Below are 22,747 nucleotides of genomic sequence, written 5' to 3'. Positions count from 1 at the left end.
CAACAAACAAAACAAATACTACAATGGGTTTTGCCTATAAAATAAACAACCCAAGAGGAACATATTTTATCACCTTTGCTACAGTTCAATGGGTTGATGCTTTTACCAGAAAACGTTATGTTGATATTGTTTTAGAAAGTATTAAGTATTGCCAAAAAGAAAAAGGGTTAAGGATTCATGCTTGGTGTATTATGTCTAATCATGTCCATTTGATTGCTTCTACACTTTACCCAAAACCTACTTTATCCGATATTTTGCGAGACCTTAAAAAATTTACTTCCAATAAAATCTTAGAAGCTATTCAAGATGAACAAGAAGTAGAAAGCAGAAAAGGTTGGATGTTATGGTTATTTAAAAGTGCAGGAGAGCGTAATCCAAACAATACATTTTTCCAATTCTGGCGACAAGACAATCATCCAGAAGAGATTTTCTCAGCAAAATTTATGGAATTAAATTAGATTATATTCATAATAATCCTGTAAAAGCTGGCTTAGTAGAAGAACCTTGGGAATATTTACTTTCGTCTGCAAGAGACTATATGACTAATAGAAAAGGATTATTGGAAATTGATTTTGTTTAAAATATGGTTGCAGTCGGAGACTGCATTTTATTGAGGGTTCCAAGTTTTTAAACTTGGAACAGCAAAGGGTTCTAAGTTTAAAAACTTGGAATAGCAAAAGTTTAGGCTTATGAATATTTTTGCCAAGAACATAATTAACTTTCTAAATCAATGCAAACACAAAACGCTGTATATATCGCTCAAAGTCTTGATGGTTATATTGCCGACAAAAATGGTGGCATCGCTTGGTTAGATTCAATCCCTAATCCTGACGGTGATGATATGGGTTATTATGCTTTTCTAAATCGCATGGATGCCCTTGTGATGGGTCGCATTACTTTTGAAACTGTCTGTGGTTTTGATTGCGAATGGCCTTACCAAAAACCTGTTTTTGTATTGAGTAATACGCTCAACGAAATTCCTGAAAGTCATCAAGGCAAAGCTTTTCTTGTGAAAGGAACATTGCCTGAAATTCTTTCACAAATTCATCAAAAAGGCTATACTCGCTTGTACATTGATGGTGGAAAAACCATTCAGGCGTTTCTGAAAGCTGATTTAATAGACGAGATGATTATTACTACTTTCCCACTTTTACTTGGTGGAGGCTTCCCACTTTTTAGTGAATTAATTCAACCCTTGGCTTTCGAAGTACAAACGTCCAAAATCTTTTTAGGCAATTTGGTACAAACACATTTTGTCAGAAAAAGATAACATTTTTCATTGATGGAACTGTCAGGCAAGGCTTCCCTCTGCCTGACAGTTTCTTACACCTCACTACCGCAAAATCTTTAAAACAGTATTGCTGGCAAAAGATATTCCTTTACTATTTTATCTACTTGTGGATGTGCATAAGGTTTATTGTAAGCTTTGCCCGTTATGATGATTACCAGAGGTAAATCTTTAAAGATTAAAAATTCATTTCCGCCGTTTCCAGCACAATAAAATACTTCATAATTTTTGCCTTCAATACTGTAAGTTTTATTCCAAAACAAATAACCATAATGTTCATTCTCTCTTTCAGGAATCTGTATTTGTTTGGTTAATGTTTTGGCAACCCAGTCAGTCGGAATAATTTGCTTGCCCTTCCATTTCCCCTTGTTTTTATATAGCTGTGCATATTTTGCATAGTCTATGGCTCTCATTTGGAGACTTCCTGCGGTGTTTACTACCTTTTGTGGCGTATATTGCCATTGATATTGAGTGATATTTAAAGGCTTGAATAGTTTTTGGTCACTATACTTTTCTAAACTTTCTGGTACAGACTTATTCAAAATATCGCCCAGCAGCACCACTCCAGCAGTAAAATAGTCCCATTGAGCCCCATTCTTTTTATGATTGTTCATCGGTAAGTCTAGTGTAAACTTCACCCAATTATCCGTTGGATACATATTCTCTTCATTCCCTGGCGAATCACCATCCGAATCTGAGCCTTCAAAAGCTGAACTCATGGTTAATAAGTTTTTGATGGTTACTTCTGATTTGTTGTCAGCATAATTAGCATACTTTTTTAAGTCATAAAAGTTCTTTAGTGGCTGATTTTCATTGTTGATATAACCGTCTTTTATAGCAATTCCCATCATGGTCGAAGCAAATGATTTCCCTGCCGAACGTGGGTCATGAAGTGTATTTCTATTAGCATCGTTAAAATACTCTTCCAACAATAATTTATTGTCTTTGATAACCACGATACTAGTAATTTGCTTTAGCTCATATTTAGCAATAGCCGTATTCAACGCTTCTATTTTTTGAGTATCGTATCTATCTTTTGATACTTCCCAACCACTATTTGGGGCAATGGCTTGTACGGCTATTTGTTCCTTAGTAATTACAGGTGATTTTATCAGTAATTCAACTTCTCCTTTGGCTATCATCTCTCCTACTCTTAAGTCAGAATCATTGAGTTTTAGATAAGGTCTGAGTTCTATTTTTAAATAATGTTTACCTTCTGATAGGGCTTTTTCACCGCCATTTACTTTAAATCTGTCCCACATATACATCGCCCACCAATCTTCTCCAGTGGTACTTGTTAAGGGAACTCTAAAGGTTGTTGCAGTATTTTTATTTACACTAGAACCAAAATTACAACCATGATGGATGTTTTCTTTGTAGATAAGATTTCCGTCAACAAAAAATGAGAATTGTAGATTTCCACTTTTTACGAGTTCTTCAAGTGACAGTTCAGGTGCTAATTGATGAAGATAATTAGTAACCGAATTTGCCATAAACACTCTGACATTTAGGCTTGATTTGTGAGACAATTCAAAAGTGCTGAGAAAATCCTCCTTCTTATAAACATTCAGAGGAATGTTGCTAGCCATAAAAGTAATTCTACCTATGTTGGCTTGGTGGAGTGGATTGGTAATGATTTCGGGCGTAATAATATCTTTTATTTGCCCAACAGTTTTCAGCGACATTAATGCACTGAAAAGTATGATTAAAATCTGTTTCATGATAATGAGTTATTTCAGATGCGAAGTTATGCTGAACTGCTTGCCCAAAATAGAACAGAATTAACGTTGAAGCATTAATGAAAAAGTATTTTTCGATAGTTAGAAGGACTCATGCCATTTATTTCTTTAAAGCATCTTGTAAAATGGCTCTGGTCGGCAAAACCACATTCAAACGCAATTTCAGTCAGGAGCTTTCTTTTATCTGAGAGTAAGGAGAGTGATTTTTCAACTTTTAACTTTCGGATATATTCTCCAAAGCTGCAATTAAAGTATTTAGAGAAATCTCTGGAAAGATGTACAGGATGAATACTTAAGGTTTCGGATAGAAAACCTAAGGTCAGATTATCAGTAAACTGGTCGTTCAGAATCTCATTGATTTTAGCTACCCAAGAAGGATTCTTATCCCCTACAGATTTATCACCTTCTGCCATTTGCGACAGCATATTAAGCAATACTCCTTGAATAGATAAAGATGAGGTTTGGTCTTGTATTTTGGTTTCTGTAAAAACCTTATACATCAAAAGTTTGAGGGCAGGGTTTAAAAGGTTTATATTTCCTTGTAGCTTATCGCCCTTTAAGAACAAATCATCAAACCAAGGCTTTTCTATTTCTACATGAAAACCTCTGGTAAAGCCGTCGGGTTTAATATTATAATGGGCATCCTGCCAATGATGAAATAATAGAGTACCAGCAGGACAATGATAAACCTCTTTTTTGTTGCCTTCTATTACTAAACCTTCAAGGATAAAAGTAAAATAAGCGTGTTCATGATAGTGCCAATCGACCTTTGGTTGTGTATAAACGGTATCCGTCAAAGTAAGACCATCCAGATGAATAGTTTGATTAGTCTGCCCGTAAAATTCCCCTTTCTTTAAATGATTCATCTTAAATAGATTAGATAGCATAACTTGAACTGTAATTCGGAAAGCAATTTACCAGAAAGTTAAAGAAATAGATTTTATTTGGGATGAACAAGCTGATAGATGGGATGAGGAAAGTGACTGACTTCTTACTGGTCTGATACAATATAGGAATGATGTAAAATAATCAATAATTTTGATTGAATAGAAAACAAAACCACGCAAAAATATGGACGCATCTTGGACAGACAGATGGAATGATAGATACAGTAAAGAGGAATTTGCTTATGGCGAACAACCTAATAATTATTTAAAAGAACAATTAGAAAAACTAAGTGTTGGTTCTATTCTTTTTCCAGCAGAAGGCGAAGGTAGAAATGCAGTTTTTGCGGCAAAAATGGGTTGGAATGTTTCAGCATTTGATATAAGTATTGAAGGGAAAAACAAAGCCTTGCAATTGGCAGAGGCGAATCAAGTAAGTATAGATTATCAGGTTGGGGAATTGCAAACTTTGAATTTTCAAGCAGCACAATTTGATGCCATTGCCTTGATTTATGCACATTTTCCTGCCAAAATTAAATCATCAATTCACCAGACATTGGATAAGTATTTGCGCAAAGATGGAGTGATTATTTTTGAAGCCTTTAGTAAAAATCATCTTGATTATATCGCTAAAAATGAAAAAGTGGGAGGACCAAAAGAACTCGCAATGTTATTCTCGATTGAAGAATTACAAGCTGATTTTAAGAACTATGAAATCATTGAATTAGGAGAAACTGTAATCGAATTGAACGAAGGAGTATTTCATAATGGACAAGGTTCTGTGATTAGATTTGTGGGAAAGAAAAATTAAAATTTAATCTTTAATTTTCATTAGAGTGCGACTTAAGTCGCATCTGAATAAAAGATTTGATTGTCTCTTTAAGCAATTTACTCAAGAAGTAAAAACTAAAAAGCCTACCAGAAACAATGCTCTGGTAGGCTTTTATATCCAACAATAATATCAATACTAGTATTTGAATACTTTTCCTCCTGCTAATACTTCTTGTGTTTTCTCATCGAAAGTAACTTTCAAGCCTGTTCTGTAAGCAGCATTCGACATGATTGTTGCAATTGAATGCGAGTAACCAGCTTCAATTGGTGCATGACTTTGCTTACGTGAACGTACACATTCCATCCAATTTTTAATGTGACTGAACGTCAATGGATCTCCACCAGTGTTTGCATCTGAAGCAACTTTTTGACCTTCTAGCTTCATTGGTGCTAATAGGTTTGCTTTCAAGCCCATTGTTTTGGCATGACCTTCTGTTAAACCTCCTGTTGAAGAAATTTCGTTAGTATCTAAGTTAATCATACCACCATTTGAGTAATACAATTCTTTTGTTTCACCCGCTGAGTTAGAGAAACGAGAAGTAAATTGTACTTGGAAACCAGATTTAGGATCATCTAATGGACCGTAATCAAATACAACTGTTAAAGTATCTGCATTTGAACGACCATCTTTCCATTGATAAATTCCACCGTTAGCTACTACGCTTCTTGGGTGTGGCAAACCAGTAAACCAGTGAACTGTATCAATTTGGTGAGACATCCATTGTCCCGGAATTCCTGAAGAATATGGCCAGAATAAACGATATTCTAAGTATTTACGTGGATCGAATGCTTCGTAAGGACGATTCATCAAATAACGCTTCCAATCTACATCGGTTTCTTTTAAGTTTTTCACCAATTCAGGTCTTCTCCAACGTTCTGGTTGGTTTACGTTCCACATCAATTCTACCATTACGATAGGACCAAATTTACCTGATTTGATAAAATCTTCTGCCGCAAAATAGTTTTCACCACTTCTACGTTGCGAACCAATTTGAACGATTTGCTTTGAATTTTTAACGGCTTTCAATACTGCACGAGCATCTTCCATTGTTTCTGCCAATGGTTTTTCTGTATAAGTATCGCAACCAGCTTTTACTGCCTCAACAGTATGCAAAGCGTGTTGAAAATCTGCTGTTGAAATAAACACAGCATCTACCATTTTAGAATCGTAAAGTTCTTCGTTATTTCTAAAAACTTTTACATCACTTCCCAATTGCTTATCTAAAAATGCTTTTCCTTCTTCTCTACGACGATTCCATAAATCCGAAAGAGCTGTCATTTCAAAGTTCATTTCTTTTTGTAAAGCTTTGAAAGGACCCACATGAGATGCTCTGTGACGGTCAGAAAAACCTACGCAACCTACTCTTACACGGTCGTTTGCACCGATAATTTTAGCGTAAGATTTAGCACTAAATGTCAATGCTCCTAACGAAGCAAAGGTTGTTTTTTGGATAAATTCTCTTCTTTCCATAGTTTATTTGTAAATGAATTTAATTTTAAGTGATGGGTGATTAGTAAATAGTGATTGGTGATTAGTTTAATGTTTTACAAGAATTAAAAATCTAATTACCAATCACTAATCACAAAAAATCACAACGTTTTAATCTTGATATTTTTAAATGAAACATTATTACCGTGGTCTTGGATTAAGATATTTCCTTTTTCTCCTGCACCGAAACCATTGTATTTTTCATATTTACTTCTTGCCACTAAAGCTTTGAAAATATTACTGTTACGTTCATATTCTACTACTTTAAAGCCATTCAACCAATGTTGAACGATGTTGTTTGGATACACAATTACTCTTGCTTGATTCCATTCGCCAATTTTGCGTTGGAAACGTTTGTCTAATTTATATGAAGGAATTAAATCATATAAACTGCTCATGGTTCGGTTACCGATAGAACCCATTTTTGCATCTGGATGACGTTCATCATCTAACACTTGATACTCTAAACCAATCCCAGATTTTCCATTCGAATCAAAGGCCTCATTCACAAAGTATTTAACACCAGAGTTTGCACCTTCCGTCAATTTAAACTCAAAAGTTAATTCAAATGCCCCGTACTGTTCGGTACTTACAATATCATTACCTGTTTCAGAACCATCAGATGGACTTACATTAATTGTTCCATCCACTACTTTCCAGTGAATTGTTGGCATTGCATCTTGGTGAACGCCTCTCCAACCTGTAAAATCGTTACCGTTAAATAACAATTTTACGCCTTGTGCTTTTTCTTGTGCTGATAAAGTATTCAAGGTTAAATTGATTACTGGCGTATTGTCTGTCGGACGAGGAGTTAGATTTTCTGTTTGGATTTTGATATTTCTCCAACGAATTTCCATGCCTTCTGTCATATTAGCATAAATAGAATGTACTTGCAAAGCAATAAATCCTTTGGCAGTAACATCATCTACTAAATTTGAAACAGGCACATCGTTTACCCAAGTACGAATTACATTTCCAATCGCTTCGATACGATACTTATTCCATTGTCCGTGTAATTTGAAAGCCTTTTTTGCTTCTGGATTAATGTTTGGAATATACAACCAATCACGACGAGCTTCGTCATAAATACCACCAGACCAAGCACGTTCTGAAGGATCTACTTCTGCTTGATAACCATGTACTCTACCATTTTGGTAATCAGGACTTGAAAGACTTCTGAATTGAATACCTGAGTTCATGCCATCAGCTACATTTAGCTCAAGTTCCAAGATAAAATCACCGTAATCTTTTTCAGTAGCTAAAAATGAATTAGGAGTATCCTTTACAGTAGTTCCTACAATTTCACCATTTCTTACGCTATACTTAGCTTTTCCGCCTAATTGTTTGAATCCTTTTAGGGTTTTTCCATCAAATAAATTTGTCCATTTTTCTTTCTGAGCGAAAGTTGAAAAAGATAAAATACTGATAATAAAGAAAATACTTAAAAACTTTTGTTTCATCGTTTTATTATAAAATTAGATTTATTGACAAAAGAATCTAAGATAATTTTTATACTGGATTTTATAAAAGAATCTTGGGGGGTCTATAGGGGTTGAACCTTTTTGCAGATGTTGTATCACAATAAAAATAAAAAGCGTAATGAATTTTAACATCCAATACGCCTTTCAAATTTAAGAATACTATTAATCACTCCACTCCTTTTACTTGCATCTGCAAAGTATAAATGGATTCGGAAGCGGTAATGAATAAGGTTTTGCGGTCTTTCCCTCCAAAACAAATATTGCCTACCCAATTAGATGGCACAGGAATATTGCCCAATTTTACGCCTTCTTTATTATAAATCGTCACGCCTCTACCCGTCAAATATAAATTTCCTTGATTATCCAACGTCATTCCATCTGAACCCATCGGAGCAAAAAGCTGACGATTTGCCAAAGTTCCATCTGCTTGAATTTCGTATCTGTACGTTTTGCTATCACGAATATCGGCTACAAATAAATACTTTCCATCCGACGTACCCACAATACCGTTAGGCTGTTTGAGGTCACCATCAACGAGCATTACTTCTTTTGAACCTTTGGCTAAATAATACACATTTTGTTTGTCGATTTCGGGCTTTTTTCTTGTCCAATAATCACGCTGATAATATGGGTCGGTGAAGTAAATGCCACCTTTAGGGTCAATCCATAAATCATTGGGACCATTGGCTTTTAGTCCTTTGATGTTATCTAACAAAACCGAAACTTTCCCTTTGTCAATTGCCCAAAGCTCATTTTTTTCGTCGGCACAAGCAATTAGTCTTCCTTTTTTATCAAAATATAATCCGTTTGAACGACCTGTTTTATCCATAAAAAGGCTTAGTTTTCCATCCGCACTGTATTTCCAGATTTTATCATTAGGCTGGTCGGTAAAGAAAATATTTCCTTTTTTATCCACCGCAGGGCCTTCGGTAAAAGTAAATTGCTTAGATACTTGCACCAAGGAAGCCCCTTTTTGAACAAGATTCAAGGCAGCAATATCATCATTCGACTGTGCCAACAATAATTGATTCGACAACAAGAGTACGGCAAGCACACGGCTAAACTTTATCATATTTATTAGGATTGTTTAAACTAAAAAAGCAAGTTACAGCTTTGTACCTTGCTTTCTGGAAAGATTTGTGGGGTTTGGAATGATTTTGGATTGAGTTTGTATTTTATTGAGTGTTTCGAGTTATAAGGATTATAATGGCAAAGGATTATTTTTTATCAAGATTTTCTCTACCAGCAAAGCTATCTCTTCCATATACAAGAATAAATCCTCGATTTGTTCTGTTTCAATTTGTAAGAAATATGATAATTCAAGAGCCTTAATATCTTTACTCTTATTTCCAAAAAGACGTTTCGTCTTGTCAGTGTAATAGGTTTCAAGGTCTCCTTTTGACCAAATAAATATGTTTTTTTCTCTTAATTTTAAATGTGTATTATCATAAAGTTCTTGTCCAATTGCATTAACAATAGCCAATTCTTTGTTACCTTTTGTATATCTTGACTTCATGTATTCTACAATGGTTTGTAGGTCTTCATTGTCAGCATCAATTTGTTTATTGGCTAATTGTTCAAACAGATTTTGTAATTTTTGAGTATCATAATTTTTATCTACATTTTTAACTCTTTCACTAATAGCTTCATAATTTACTGGTAAATCTGACAATGCTTTTCTGATTATATCAGTATTATCCTTTATGTCCAATATATTTAAGTACTTTACTAATTTTGGAACTTCATCTTTGAAACAGTCCAAATCTCCCAAAAGTAGAAATGGAATATCAAAGCATTGAAGCATTTTAATATAAATCAGAAAACTTCCTTTTCCATTTACCCTTGAAACTGTAATATTTTCATAATCAAGTAATTGTTTAGAATTTTTCAATTTATCAACGATTGATGGAATTAAATAAACCTCACCACCTTCGACTAATATAACTTTGTCTGCGAAAAATAATTCTGTATTGTTTGACCAAAGAAAACGTTTTAACTCAATAGTAATTTCTTTTGATATTTCTGAGTCAAGCTGTTTGACGACTGAGCAATTCTTGTCGATGTCTTTATAAACTCTAACTACATTATATGGTTCTACATTTTTCAAATATTCAATTGAATGTGTACTAATTATTAGCTGTCTTGGTTGCTTATCGTTACTTTTTAGAAATTTATCAAGTTCAGCTGAAATAAGTCTTCTCGCTTGTGGATGTAAAAATAATTCAGGTTCTTCTGCAATCAATAATGAACTATTGTTGTGAAAATTATTACAATACAATGAAAAAAGTGAGATTATGATTGCACTTTGAATTCCAGTACCTTTCTCATGAAGAGGTCTATCAATGCCATCATTTACAAATAATTGAATATTTTTGTATAATTCATTGTTCATATCATTCATAAATCTGAATGATATTGTTTTATGAGCAATTGCCCCTTCTAATAGTTTTCTTATCTGAGCTGTATCATCGTGAAATACTGTATCAACTAAACCTTTGATATCAACTGATTTTTCTTTTATAAGCTCTTCGTATGTTTTTTCTTCATCTTGGTTTATATTTTTTTTATTTTTTTCCCATAAACCCATTATTAGTTTTCCAAACCAAGTGTAATGTATAATTCTCAAATCTTCTTTTTGACTACGCAAAGCACTTATTACAATTGTTGTAATTAAAGAATCACGTAGTTTTTTTGAAAGAAAATGCGAAACCCAAATTGATTTTGCGGAATCAACACAAATTAGTCCAAATCCAGCTTTTTCATCATCAATTCTTGATTTGCAAAAGAAAATTTTTATTTTTTCAAGTGATTTTAGAAATAAAATGAGTTCATCTGGCTTTTTCCATTCTGTTTTTTTCGATTTACCGTTATTAAATGTATCTAATACAACTGTTTCAGGTCTGTTTTCAATTTCATCAAGGCTTTGAAAAAAATCAAAATTTACAGTTATTTCTCCTGTTTCAGCTCTATGAAATAATTCAGAAGAACTTTTGATTTTTGAAAAAGCTGTTTGTTTTTTTATAGTTCTTATAATTTCTTCATTAAAATCTCTACCTTCTAATTCAACATCTAAATAAAGATTATCTGAAATAATTTCTTTTATTTCGCCCGTTTCGGGGTCAATATGTTCATAAGTATAATAATCATTGTCAGTAAAGTTGACATAGGTTGGAAATTTTTCGCCTATCAGAACCTCAATTCCTTTAATTATGTTTGATTTGCCTGAATTGTTTTTTCCAACAATTACATTCTTCCCATTTTCGAGTCTGACAAAAACTTGTTTTAAACTTCTAAAATTGAAGGCTGAAAATTTTGATATATACATTTGTTTGTAGTTTTTGGGAATTTCACTCAACTCTCTAACCTGAAAAGTCAGGTAGTACTCATTATATCATTAGTGTATGTACTCTCCTACTGTATAGTATAACTATTTATTTTCTCTCCCCAAGCTCTACACTTATTTTAAATTTTATAGATTTCAAACAAAGCAAATGATTTTGTCATATTCTCAATACTGTTTACTTTATGACCATTCCATTTAACAAGATGCCAATTACTTTTTACTTTATGACCATTCCATCTAACAAGATGCCAATTACTTTTTACTTTATGACCATTCCATCTAACAAGATGCCAACTACTTTTTACTTTATGACCATTCCATCTAACAAGATGCCAATTACTTTTTACTAGATGAACATTCTATTTAACAAGATGCCGATTACTTTTTACTAGATAACCATTCTATTTAACAAGATGCTCATTGATTTTTACTTTATTACTGTTTTATCTCCCATTTTATCAATCCTACCAAGGGCCTTTCTGTTTTACTTGATAAAACTGAGTGCCGTTGAATCTAAAAAGTCCGCTTCCTGCACCCCACCACATATTTCCTGATTTATCTTGAAACATACTTTGCACACAACAATTTAGCCCGTCGGTAGGGGTAAATACCATAAATGCTTTGGGATTTGGCAATGGAATAGATGGGTCAAATCTGGTAGTGCTACCTCTTGCTGTAATCCATATAATACCCGACTGTTCAATAATTATCCCCCAAAACTCAGTACCGCCTAAGCCATCTTTGGGCGTGTATTCGGTAAAAGTTTTGCCGTCAAATTTACAGATACCATTTTTCATGGTAAACCACATATTACCCAATTTGTCTTGTGCGATGCCTCCTGCATAGTTCTCGCCCAAACCTTCTTTTTCGTTGAAATTGACAATCGTTTTGCCATCGTAACGAAACACACCTTTATTAGATGAAGCAAACCAAATATTCCCATCCTTATCTTCCATAATACCAGCAACATTGATAGGCGGAAGCAAAGTAAATAAGGAAAAAGATGGATTACCCAAACTATCGGCTAATGGATTATACTGATAAACTCCGCCATGCGTACCTACCCAAACCGTACCCGATTTATCAACAAGAATACTTTTTCGACTGATGTCGATATGATTTAGCCCATCTTTTTGAGTATAATTTCTAAACCTTTTACCTACTGCCAATTTGGAATCATACTTATATACTCCTTGGTCGGTGCCAAACCACATATTGCCCTTTTTATCTTCATTAATGGAAAAAACAGACTTGCTTTCAAAACCATCAGGATTAGAAAAATAGGTTAAAGTTTTTTTGTCGTACCTCACTACGCCTTCGCCAATAGTGCCAAACCATAAATTTCCTTTGGAGTCCTCAAAAATACTTCGGATGTATTGGCTCACTAGAGTAGTGTCAAAATCAGGAGCTAATCCCACTGATTTAAAGTTTTTGATTACTGTTGGGCTTGGCTTGGAAGCAAATGGCACTTTAAGCGAGCTATTCTTTTCTTGTCCATGGCAAGCAGTAACAATCATCAAAAAGCTAAAGAGTAATATTTTGTTCAGTGTCATAATGATGTTTTTTACTGTTTTAGTATTTTGATAAAAATGCGAAAAGAAAAATTGCCCGTGTTGACACGGGCAACGGCAAAAGAGTTTCCATTTTCAATATTGGTGTCCGTCAGCTAAGCAAGGCTCTGCATAACCAATTGTCTCTTGCATTTCTAACTCATCTAATTTCTTTTTGATATTTTTATAGTCAACAGTTGAGGGGACTTCCATTGTAAAATATCCTTCATTAACTTTTTCCGAAACACAACCAAGTTCATTGAATATATCACGGATTTGATTTATGTCTTGTGACTTGTCCATTAGAACAATTTGAATAGTTGAGTTACCTGAATACTCAACTGTCTTACGGTAAGTCAGCATTCCTTCATGTTTATCAAACTCTGCAAAAATAATATCGTCTGAGGCAACAAGCGGAGCATAGTATGGAATACTGTCGAGCTTGTAAAGCCCTTTTTCTTTGTCAACAATTGTCGCCCACATTGTCTCCACAGTATCTTCTTCTAAGATATCACTATAAAAACTAAATAATATTTTAACATAAATATCGTCTGGTATTTTCATCTTGTTTTGAAAAATTTGTTCTCCTTCCGTGGTCTTTGGCACACAGACCACGGAAGGAAAGACAGCTTTATTATTAATTTATTACTCCTTAATGCCCGTATTCTCCGCAGGTTTTTCAAATTCCCATTCGCTTCTAATCAGTTTGTTTTGGCTTGGATATACTTCGTTTAAGGTATTGGCATCATAGATTCTGCCGTTTTTCATGACCATTTTCAAAGTATTTGAATTGCGAATGTTTTCTAAAGGGTTTTTATCCATGATTAATAAATCGGCTAATTTTCCTTTTTCGATACTTCCCAAATCTTTATCTAAACCTAAAGCGGTTGCTCCGAGAATGGTTGATACTTTTAGGGCATCAAGGTTTTTCATGCCTCCGCTTTGCATCGACCATAATTCCCAATGATAACCCAAACCTTGGAATTCTCCGTGACTACCAATACCTGCCAATGAACCATTTTCTACCATTGATTTCATCGACTTGGCGTGTTTCTGAAAAACGTGTTCTTCTGGCAAGAACCAACCTGTTACTCTACGAGTTTTTTCTGCTAATTCTTCATAAGGCATAAAGTATTGCATCTTTTTGTCGTGATAGGGATTCTCTGTTTCAAAGTAAAAAATCTCAGCAAAAGGTCCGCCATAAGCAACCAACAAAGTAGGCGTTACTGCCATTTTAGAGTAAGCGATAGACTTCACCACATCGTTGTACAATGGATAAACTGGAATAGCGTGTTCATGTCCGGGATAGCCATCCAACATATTGGTCATGTTCAATTTGTAGTTCAAACCGCCTTCGGTGGTTGGCATTAGTTTTTGGTCTTTTGCCGCTTTGATAATCCATTGACGAGTTTGTCGATTGCCCGTCAAATACATTTTGATGTACTTGGTATTATAATATTTGCTGTACTGCTTCAAGGCATTGATTGCTCCTGTTGAATCTTTGATATTGTATGACCAAAAACCAACCCCCGGTCCAGTTGAATATACTCTTGGTCCAGCCATTTTACCTGCGTCCACCATATCGCTGTAAGTAAGTACGTCGGTTGTGGCTGTTTGTGGGTCACGGGTAGTCGTTACTCCATAAGCTAAATTGGTGGCATAAATCCATACTTGGTTTTTCTGAATGCCCCATTGTGGCCACATGTGCGAATGTGTATCTACAAAGCCCGGTGTGATGGTTTTGCCTTTTACGTCGATTACTTTGGCATTACCAACGCCTTTCAGGCTTCCACTTTTCCCTACCGCTTTTATTCGGTTGTTTTCTATCAAAACATCCCCATTTTCTATCACTTCATTGCCATTCATCGTGATGATTCTTCCGCCTTTCAACAATACATTTCCTGTCGGAATATCTTTTGTGAAGTACAGTTTTATCTCGGTTTCTTCTGGCTTGTAAGTAGTTTCAGCTTTTTTAACTGCTACTTTTTTAGTGACCGAATCTGCTTTGGCTTTTACATCTACTTTAATTTTCAAAGTATCGGTTTTTACTTTGTTCAAAGAATCCGCCTTTGCTTTCTCTTGTACTTTTTTGGCTGTTTTTACACTGTCTTCAAAAGCTTTTGATTTGTCTAAATCATACACAAAATGAAAGCGACCTAATGACCAATGTACTTTCTTGGCATCGCTCGACCAAGCTGGAAACTCCCCTCCTATCTCCGTCAATTTTTGTGCAGGGAACTGTGCTGAACTTGGGTCTGAAACAGAAATATTAACGGTTTTCCCTGTTTTAGGAATCGTCATTACATAAATATCATTGTTGATTTGTGCCAAAGCTTTATCTCCATCGGGCGACATCAATACTTGCGAAGCATTTGAAGCTCTGTTTACTTCCATTGCCTCCGCCATTTTTTCTCCCAACATACAATTATGCACATAATCTTCACCTTCGATACTCATACCATAAGTAGTGATTCCCGTAATTTTAGCATGAACTTTTTCGTCTGTTCCATCCCATTTAATCGACTGCAAAGAACCATCGCCTCCGCTTAAATAGATTCTATCAGAATTTTTCACGAAATGAGGTGTACTTCTGCCTTGTGCTTTATCAATCACAGTAATTGCCCCGCCTTTGGCATCAATCCAACAAATTTCATCTTCTGAACTGTTAGCAACTGGCCCAACCGATTCTTTGAAAGTACGCATTTTGCTACGAATGAAAACGATTTTATCGTCTTTCTGCGTAAAGACTGGTTGTGAATATAAGGCTGGAACAGTCGTTAGTTTCTGTATGTTTGGCGTTCCGTTGGTATTTACTTTATAAAGATTTCCGCCCTCGGCTGTCCAAGTAATAAAGGCAATCTGCGTTCCATCGTTCGACCAAATAGGATTTGCTTCGGTAAATTCATGATTAGTAATTCTGCGTGGCGTCCCGTTTGGATAATCTGCCACATACAAACGATTTAAAGAAGTAAAAGCTAATTGCTTGCCATTTGGCGAAGGAACGGCATCACGAATTTGTGAAATTAAGGTTTGAGTAGTATCTGAAATAGGATACTTAAACTCTAATCTTGGTCCCATTTCTAAATCCATATCAACACTAAATGGAATCTGAACTGGGTTTCCGCCATTGATAGCAATTTTATAAATCTTTCCGCCATAAGAAGCAATTAAAGCTTGATTATCAGGCGTGAAAGACATTGAAGGCAACACACCCATCGTTGCGATTGACTCCTGTTCGTCTCTTTGTACTGGGTACGCCAACCATTTTTCATCGCCACTTTCCAGATTTCTCAATACCAAACCTGTTTTTTCTTCAAAGCGAGAACCATACACCAACCATTTACCGTCGCCTGATAAAGTAGGCGAAAATGCCGAACCGTATCTTGAAGTAATAGTAGTGCGTTTGGCATTGTCACGGTCGTAAACGCCAATTTGGTACTGTGGCATCATGGCATTATAATTCCACGCTCCCGAACGTTGCGAGAAGTAAATGTATCTTCCATCGGGACTTACGGCTGGGTCGATGGTTTTTAAATTGGCAGGTTGGTCAATTAATTGAACGCCTCCGCCTCCATCTTTATGCACCATCCACATTTGTACATTCATGCGACCTTTGGCAAAAATGATGTAATTACCATCGGGAGTCCATTCAGCAGCTTCATAGTTTTGGTCACGGTCTTTCGTTACTTGAATGGTATCTTTTTTCTCGAAATCAATCATCCAAACATTATCCGAACCGCTACGGTCTGAAATAAAAATCAACTTTTTTCCGTCTGGGCTATAACGTGGATGCGTATCAAAAGCCAAACCTTTGGTGATATTGATCGCTTTTCCGCCAGTAAAGGGAATACTGTATAAATCGCCCATCAAGTCAAAAACGATGTTTTTAGCATCAGGACTCACATCCAATGAAAGCCAAGTGCCTTCGTCGGTATTGAGTTTGAACTTACGAGTAGCTTTAAGCGGTAAATCTTTGTAACGAACAAATTTCGTTGTGTCTTTTTTAAGAGAATCGCCCGAAGATAGATGCCTTGGCGATAAATGATTAAAGGAATTTGCCATGCCGACAATCGCAAAAGCGCCGACAAACAAGCCTATCAATAGATTTTTAGGATTAGTTTGAGGAAAAGTGATTTTCATTTTGTTGATTAATTTGTTGAATTGAATTACTAAAATAGTGATTATTATTTAGGATATTACTTTTGTGGAGGTTTTTAAAGAATAGTAAATAATGAAGCCACAAACAATTCCGAAGGAATGACATATTTATAGAAAAGCAACCAAACGACACCGTTCGACTCCTTCGGAGTCATATATCTTCCTCATTTTACTTTTAGTTATTCATGTTTAATCCCTTCAGGATAGAGAGCTTAGCCATTCCAGAGATATGAAAACATTTCAAATTCGTTATATTTGTAAAAACGAATATGGCAATGAGAAATTCCTTAAAAACTCCCTTGACCCAAGCTCAGTTATTGGTTTTACAAGTAGTAAAAGAACAATACAATGAGCAAGATTTAGATGAATTAAAACAATTATTAGTTGATTTTAATCATCGAAAGATGCAAAAACATTTAGACAAAACCGTTGCTGAGAAAGGACTTACTGATAAAGATTTTGAGAATATATTGAAGGAAAATAAACTAAACTAACAATTCCGAAGGAATGACATATTTATAGAAAAGCAATAAAACAATCCCCCCATTCGACCCCTTTGGGGTCATATATCTTCCTCATTTTACTTTTGGTTATTCATATTTAATCCTTTCAGGATTGGGACACGAATTATTTTTAATTTTTACAAAATATTTCCCCTTCCTCCTCTCCATTTTCTAAAATCAATTCATTAATTTTAAAGTATAAGCATTCTACAACTACCTATTGTATAATGCTTTAGCCTACCACTCAATACGTTCAATTACTTATTAATCGCTTTCGCCTTGGGGCGGTTAAATGCAATTTCTATAGGTTGTATTTTTTAACTTAAACAATATATATTATGAACACCTCACAAGATTCTGGCAATGCTACGAACATTGCTAATTTCAAAAACCTGATTAATTTTTGCATTGGCTTTGGTGCTGGCTACAACCCTACAAAAGATGCCTTGAAAGTCCCCAATCTGCAAAGTCAACTCAATACCGCAAACACTTTATTACAGCAAAGTATCACTAACGAAACCGTGTATATCCAAGCCACTGATACCCGTCGGGATTTATTTGCACAGCTCAAGCCTTTGGCTACTAAAATTCTCAATGCTTTTTCTGTTTCGGGTGTACCAGATAGTGCCGTGGCAGAGGTTAAAACCATTAATCGAAAGATTCAGGGGAAAAGGGCTTCATCTAGTGAGAAGAGTGCAAGTATTGCTGTTGAAGGAGAAACGCCACAGCCTAAAACCATATCTAGCTCGCAACAGAGTTATGAGTATTTGGTTGAACATTTTTATACGTTGATAGAATTGATTCGCTCGCATGCAGTGTATAACCCTAATGAAGATGCCCTGAAAGTAAGTACTTTGCAAGCTTATTTAACGGATTTACAAAATGCCAACAGCAATGTGATGGTCGCCAATACGGCTTGGACGATTAGCCGAGCGAATAGAAATAAGTGCTTATACTCACCAGAAACAGGCTTGGTAGATACGGCTTTGGACGTGAAAAATTATATCAAAGCGGTTTTCGGTACGAGTAGCATGGAGTATGGGATGGTGAAGGGACTTAATTTTAAGAATTTAAAGTAGAATATTTTATTAAAAAAGAAAACCTCCCCTCTTTATCCCTAGGGCTAGACTTAAGTCCAGCCCTAGGGATAGGAAATCAAATTTAACCACTCTGCTTAGAAGAAAGAGAAAGGCATTTGGGATGAGATTTTAAAGAATATGACGACCTTCTCGGAGAATATAAGCAACCACTCGAAGAATATGACCACCTTCTCGGAGAATAAAGGCAACCACTCGAAGAATATGACCACCCTCTCGGAGAATGTAAGCAATCACTCGAAGAATATGACCCCCCTCTCGGAGAATGTAGGCAACCACTCGAAGAATATGACCACCTTCTTGGAGAATAAAGGCAACCTCTCGAAGAATATGACCACCTCCTCGGAGAATATAGGCACCCTCTCGAAGAATATAGGCACCCTCTCGAAGAATATGACCACTCTCTCGGAGAATGTAAGCTACCGCAATCAGTTTTTTGATTTGACAACTTGATTTAAAGTTGTCAAATCTTACCAATCGCTCCTACGCATACAAAATTCCCTTATCCACTTTTGCAGGCAAAGGTCCTTTCGTTACTAATTTTAGAGCTGCTAAGTTGGCACCTGCATTCGCACAGGTTTCTGGAGAAGCACCTTCTGTATAAGCCGTTAGGAATCCTGCCCAATAAGCATCTCCTGCTCCAGTAGCATCAATTACTTCAAGGGGTTTTACACCTAATGTGATTTGTTTTGCTCCTTTTTCAGTAGAAATGATAGAACCATCTCCGCCTTTGGTTAAACAAATGAGGTCTGCACCCATCGCATGAAAATCATGCAAGATTTGTGCTTCGGAAACTTTATGTCCATAGATTCTTTCGGCATCATCTTCACTTAATTTCACCAAAGCATCGTGTGAACAATAAGCTGAAATCGTTTCCCAAGCCTGTTTTCTGTCGCGCCAAATCTGAATAGCGTAATTAGCATCTAAACTTACTCGGCAATTCAAGGCGTTAGCACGTTTGGCGGCATCAACGATGGTACTTTGGGCTGGGTCTTGGCTCAAAGCGAAACAAGTGGTATGAAAAATGGCTGATTCCGCCAATAAACTATCAGGAATATGCTGTGGTTGAAGCATACGGTCGGCGGTACGATAAGCAATAAAATCGGGAGTGCCTTTGGTACGAGAAACCACTACAATACTGGTTGGTTGAAAATCATCTACGGCTATGTGACTAACATCTATACCTGTTTTAGCTACTTCTCTTTTTAAATAAATACCGATATTATCGTTGCCAATGCAAGAAACTAAGGCGGTATTCATGCCCAAACGAGCCATATTAGCAGCCATATTGGCGGGACTTCCTCCTTGAAAACGTTCAAAAGTGGAGGTTTCAAGAATACTTTCTTGTATTTCTGTTCCAATAAAGTCAGCCAAAAGTTCGCCAACCGAAAGTAATGCGTATTTTTTCATGTTTATAAAAATGGATTGTTCTTGGGAAGTAAAACGTTTGAAAGCGATTAACAATCAAGCATTTCCAACACATTGTTTTTGCAAATTAATGATAATTCTGTAAAAAATTGTTGGGAATAGTCATAAAACCTTTGTGATGGTGTTGAAGGGGAAATGTGATTTTCTTTCGACAGACTATCTTTAAAAATATTTACATCTGCTATTTAAAATTACCTTACAAATAAATCAAGGTATTCCAGAAAACTTGCATCTTTGATGATTCAAAATACTCGAAAAGAAAAACCTAAAAACGAAAGAACAATGTCTAACATTAAATTAATCATCGAAGAAAGACCAAGTAATATTGGAAATTTTATGGTGGGTCGATTATTACCTTTTAGAGAAAAAAGAATGGTGGGTCCATTTTGTTTTATAGACCACATGGGGCCAGCAAAATTAAGCGACCACGAGAATTTAGACGTTGGTCCACATCCTCATATCGGGCTTTCTACGCTGACTTATCTTTTTGAAGGAAGTGTTATGCACAAAGATAGTCTAGGAACAGCCATAGAAATAAAACCCAATGAAGTAAACTGGATGACGGCAGGCAATGGCATCGTTCACTCTGAAAGAACGCCAGAGTATTTGCGTCATTCTGATAAAAATTTACATGGTTTACAAATTTGGGTGGCTTTGCCCAAAGAACTTGAAGAAATGTCACCAAGTTTTGCGCATATTACTGAGGAAGAAATTCCTACTTGGGAAAACGATGGCGTTTCTTTTAAATTAATTGCTGGCGAAGCTTTTGGTAAAAAATCGGCAGTTCCTGTTTATAGTCCTTTGTATTTTTTAGAGATAAAAAATACAAACGCTACGACAATCAATATTGGTGATGATTTATTCGGGGAAAGTGCATTGTATATTTTAGAAGGAAGTATCAGCAGCGAAGGACATAGCTATGAACCCAAACATATTTTAATAGCGAACGACAGTAAATTATGCAGTTTTGAAATGGCTGAAAATACTACGGTTTATATTTTTGGTGGAGAGCCATTTCCAGAAGAAAGATATATTTATTGGAATTTTGTTGCCTCAACAAAAGAATTAATTGAAGATGCCAAAACCAGATGGATTGAACAAAGCTTCCCTAAAGTTCCTGGCGAAACTACCTTCGTTCCACTTCCACAAGCTCACCCTTTAAAAAACAAATAAATGGAAAAAGTACACGCACAAATCGGCAAAGAACTTTATAAAACTACCATTCAGTCTGCTACAAATACCTTGATTGCTGATGAACCTGTTGAAGTAGGCGGAAAAGGTTTAGGATTTAACCCTAAAGAACTTTTGGCGGCAGCATTAGCGGCTTGTACTTCGGCAACCTTAAGAATGTATGCCGACAGAAAAGCTTGGGATTTAACAGAAGTGAAAGTTGATGTAACTTTTGATAGAGATGCAGTTGCCAATAAATCCTCATTTACTAGAAAAATAGAATTGATTGGTAATTTAGATGAAGAGCAAAAAGCAAGGTTACTCACCGTTGCTAATAGCTGTCCTGTTCATAAAATATTAACGAATCCGATAGAAGTTAGCACTGAATTAGCATCATAATTCAATAGTTTTGATATTTCTAACTGAAATAGGATGGTATTTTGTGGTATTTTTCTATTTTTATAGTATCATCCAATCCATTACCTTTATTAATATCAACAAATGAAAAAACAAATCCTTACACTTGCAGGACTCTGCCTGCTAAGTACAGCTTCTTTTGCACAAAAAACCCTTGTTCACTGTGGTACGCTTATCGACGGCATTCAAAATGAAGCACAAAGCCAAGTAACCATCGTTGTTGAAGGCAAAAAGATTATTGCTGTTCAAAAGGGCTTTACTGCTCCTACTGGAACAGATAAAGTTATCAATCTAAAAAACCAAACAGTCATGCCGGGTCTTACCGATATGCACGTGCATTTGGAAGAAGAAACCAGTAAAGGTGGGGCGATAAAACGCTATCAACAAAATGATGCCGATATTGCTTTCGATGCAGCGAAGTATGCTAAAACAACATTGATGGCTGGTTTTACTACGGTAAGAGATTTAGGAGGTTCAGGCGTAAATCTTGCCTTGAGAAATGCCATCAATAAAGGTACGACGATTGGACCAAGAGTTTATACTGTGGGCAGAATTATTGCAACAACAGGCGGACATGGCGACCCTTCAAACGCTTTAGCGGATAAATTATCGCTAGAGCCAAGATATTTAACAGGCGTTGTAAATGGAGTAGATGAATGTCGTCAAGCAGTGCGCCAACGTTATAAAGAAGGTTCTGATTGTATTAAAATTACAGCTACTGGTGGCGTATTAAGTTTGGCAAAAAGCGGAAAAGCTCCACAGTTTACCGAAGAAGAAATCAGAGCAATTGTTGAAACTGCTAAAGATTACGGTTTCCATGTGGCAGCTCATGCACATGGAACTGAAGGTATGAAAAGAGCTGTAAAAGCTGGTGTAACAACCATTGAACACGGTACTTATATGGACGACGAAGTAATCGAATTGATGAAAAAGAACGGTACTTATTATGTTCCAACCATTATTGCAGGTAAAACTGTTGGTGATTCTGCTAAAATCCCTGGTTACTTTCATCCATTAGTCGCTCCGAAAGCTTTGGAAATTGGGCCTTTGATTCAAGCTACTTTCGCTAAAGCTTACAAAGCAGGTGTTAAAATTGCTTTTGGAACAGATTCTGGCGTTTCTATTCATGGTTATAATGCTTATGAATTTCAATACATGGTTGAAGCAGGAATGCCAGCGATGGAAGCGATTAAGGCTGCAACGATGACGCCTGCCATTATTTTAGGTACTCAAAAAGAAACGGGTTCTATTGAAACTGGTAAAATTGCAGACATTATTGCTACCGACGGAAACCCATTACAAGACATTAAAGTAATGAGAAAAGTATCGTTTGTGATGAAAGATGGAGTTGTTTACAAAAGTCTTTAAG

19 protein-coding genes are annotated in these 22,747 nt (G+C 35.8%); 9 read left to right on the top strand and 10 right to left on the bottom strand.

All coding sequences use genetic code 11. From position 1 onward, the window contains the following. Positions 1-23 precede the first annotated feature (23 nt). Together VB798_RS19840 and VB798_RS19835 are read left to right on the top strand one after the other, a co-directional pair. Positions 24-458, top strand: coding sequence for a transposase (locus tag VB798_RS19840; protein ID WP_323688980.1), 435 nt, complete (start codon positions 24-26; stop codon positions 456-458). Between the two features lie 272 nt (positions 459-730). Continuing rightward, positions 731-1,270, top strand: a complete 540-nt coding sequence (locus tag VB798_RS19835; RefSeq protein ID WP_323688979.1) for a dihydrofolate reductase family protein — start codon at positions 731-733, stop codon at positions 1,268-1,270. A 77-nt stretch (positions 1,271-1,347) separates the two neighbouring features. Here the strand turns inward: VB798_RS19835 and VB798_RS19830 are convergent, their stop codons facing one another. Then, positions 1,348-3,009, bottom strand: coding sequence for a serine hydrolase domain-containing protein (locus VB798_RS19830; protein WP_323688978.1), 1,662 nt, complete (start codon positions 3,007-3,009; stop codon positions 1,348-1,350). 74 nt (positions 3,010-3,083) lie between these two features. Continuing rightward, on the bottom strand, positions 3,084-3,893 hold the full coding sequence (locus VB798_RS19825; RefSeq protein WP_323688977.1) for an AraC family transcriptional regulator: 810 nt from the start codon (positions 3,891-3,893) through the stop codon (positions 3,084-3,086). A 205-nt stretch (positions 3,894-4,098) separates the two neighbouring features. Between VB798_RS19825 and VB798_RS19820 the strand changes: the two genes are divergently transcribed. Continuing rightward, positions 4,099-4,722: a class I SAM-dependent methyltransferase gene (locus VB798_RS19820; RefSeq protein ID WP_323688976.1), complete on the top strand. Its 624-nt coding sequence runs from the start codon at positions 4,099-4,101 to the stop codon at positions 4,720-4,722. A gap of 156 nt (positions 4,723-4,878) precedes the next feature. Here VB798_RS19820 and VB798_RS19815 read toward each other — a convergent pair whose 3' ends face one another. The 4 genes from VB798_RS19815 to VB798_RS19800 all read right to left on the bottom strand — a co-directional run bounded on the left by VB798_RS19815 (position 4,879) and on the right by VB798_RS19800 (position 11,037). Continuing rightward, a complete protein-coding gene (locus tag VB798_RS19815; RefSeq protein ID WP_323688975.1) occupies positions 4,879-6,213 on the bottom strand; it encodes a Gfo/Idh/MocA family protein in 1,335 nt (444 codons plus the stop codon). Positions 6,214-6,332: 119 nt separating this feature from the next. After that, positions 6,333-7,691 (bottom strand): 3-keto-disaccharide hydrolase, encoded by a 1,359-nt coding sequence (locus VB798_RS19810; RefSeq protein ID WP_323688974.1) that lies wholly within the window; start codon positions 7,689-7,691, stop codon positions 6,333-6,335. A 187-nt stretch (positions 7,692-7,878) separates the two neighbouring features. After that, entirely contained in the window at positions 7,879-8,784 is a 906-nt protein-coding gene (locus tag VB798_RS19805; protein WP_323688973.1) for an SMP-30/gluconolactonase/LRE family protein, read from the bottom strand. A gap of 129 nt (positions 8,785-8,913) precedes the next feature. Next, positions 8,914-11,037 (bottom strand): AAA family ATPase, encoded by a 2,124-nt coding sequence (locus VB798_RS19800; protein ID WP_323688972.1) that lies wholly within the window; start codon positions 11,035-11,037, stop codon positions 8,914-8,916. Positions 11,038-11,237: 200 nt separating this feature from the next. On the opposite strand from VB798_RS19800, the gene VB798_RS19795 reads away from it, so the two are divergent. After that, positions 11,238-11,405 carry a hypothetical protein gene (locus VB798_RS19795; protein WP_323688971.1) on the top strand — a complete coding sequence of 56 codons (168 nt, stop codon included), beginning with the start codon at positions 11,238-11,240 and terminating at the stop codon, positions 11,403-11,405. A gap of 114 nt (positions 11,406-11,519) precedes the next feature. Here VB798_RS19795 and VB798_RS19790 read toward each other — a convergent pair whose 3' ends face one another. From VB798_RS19790 to VB798_RS19780, 3 genes are all read right to left on the bottom strand, one after another. Next, a complete protein-coding gene (locus VB798_RS19790; protein WP_323688970.1) occupies positions 11,520-12,608 on the bottom strand; it encodes a ligand-binding sensor domain-containing protein in 1,089 nt (362 codons plus the stop codon). A 93-nt stretch (positions 12,609-12,701) separates the two neighbouring features. Further along, complete coding sequence (locus tag VB798_RS19785; RefSeq protein ID WP_323688969.1) at positions 12,702-13,169, bottom strand: DUF4265 domain-containing protein; 468 nt, start codon at positions 13,167-13,169, stop codon at positions 12,702-12,704. An 81-nt stretch (positions 13,170-13,250) separates the two neighbouring features. Next, a complete protein-coding gene (locus tag VB798_RS19780; protein WP_323688968.1) occupies positions 13,251-16,745 on the bottom strand; it encodes an amidohydrolase family protein in 3,495 nt (1,164 codons plus the stop codon). A gap of 293 nt (positions 16,746-17,038) precedes the next feature. On the opposite strand from VB798_RS19780, the gene VB798_RS19775 reads away from it, so the two are divergent. Both VB798_RS19775 and VB798_RS19770 read left to right on the top strand, forming a co-directional pair. Then, positions 17,039-17,257 carry a hypothetical protein gene (locus tag VB798_RS19775; RefSeq protein ID WP_323688967.1) on the top strand — a complete coding sequence of 73 codons (219 nt, stop codon included), beginning with the start codon at positions 17,039-17,041 and terminating at the stop codon, positions 17,255-17,257. Positions 17,258-17,604: 347 nt separating this feature from the next. Continuing rightward, a complete protein-coding gene (locus VB798_RS19770) occupies positions 17,605-18,345 on the top strand; it encodes a hypothetical protein (protein ID WP_323688966.1) in 741 nt (246 codons plus the stop codon). Between the two features lie 501 nt (positions 18,346-18,846). Here the strand turns inward: VB798_RS19770 and VB798_RS19765 are convergent. Further along, positions 18,847-19,773: a carbohydrate kinase family protein gene (locus tag VB798_RS19765; RefSeq protein WP_323688965.1), complete on the bottom strand. Its 927-nt coding sequence runs from the start codon at positions 19,771-19,773 to the stop codon at positions 18,847-18,849. Positions 19,774-20,073: 300 nt separating this feature from the next. Between VB798_RS19765 and VB798_RS19760 the strand changes: the two genes are divergently transcribed. From VB798_RS19760 to VB798_RS19750, 3 genes are all read left to right on the top strand, one after another. Next, entirely contained in the window at positions 20,074-20,964 is an 891-nt protein-coding gene (locus VB798_RS19760) for a pirin family protein (protein ID WP_323688964.1), read from the top strand. After that, on the top strand, positions 20,965-21,360 hold the full coding sequence (locus tag VB798_RS19755; RefSeq protein WP_323688963.1) for an OsmC family protein: 396 nt from the start codon (positions 20,965-20,967) through the stop codon (positions 21,358-21,360). It begins immediately after the preceding gene. Positions 21,361-21,462: 102 nt separating this feature from the next. Beyond that, on the top strand, positions 21,463-22,746 hold the full coding sequence (locus VB798_RS19750; protein WP_323688962.1) for a metal-dependent hydrolase family protein: 1,284 nt from the start codon (positions 21,463-21,465) through the stop codon (positions 22,744-22,746). Position 22,747: the final 1 nt, after the last annotated feature.

It is taken from the genome of Arcicella lustrica, assembly GCF_034930985.1.
Taxonomy (GTDB): Bacteria; Bacteroidota; Bacteroidia; order Cytophagales; family Spirosomataceae; genus Arcicella; species Arcicella lustrica.
The sequence above is the reverse complement of the archived record's forward strand: the minus strand, read 5'-3'. Positions and strand labels throughout refer to the sequence as shown.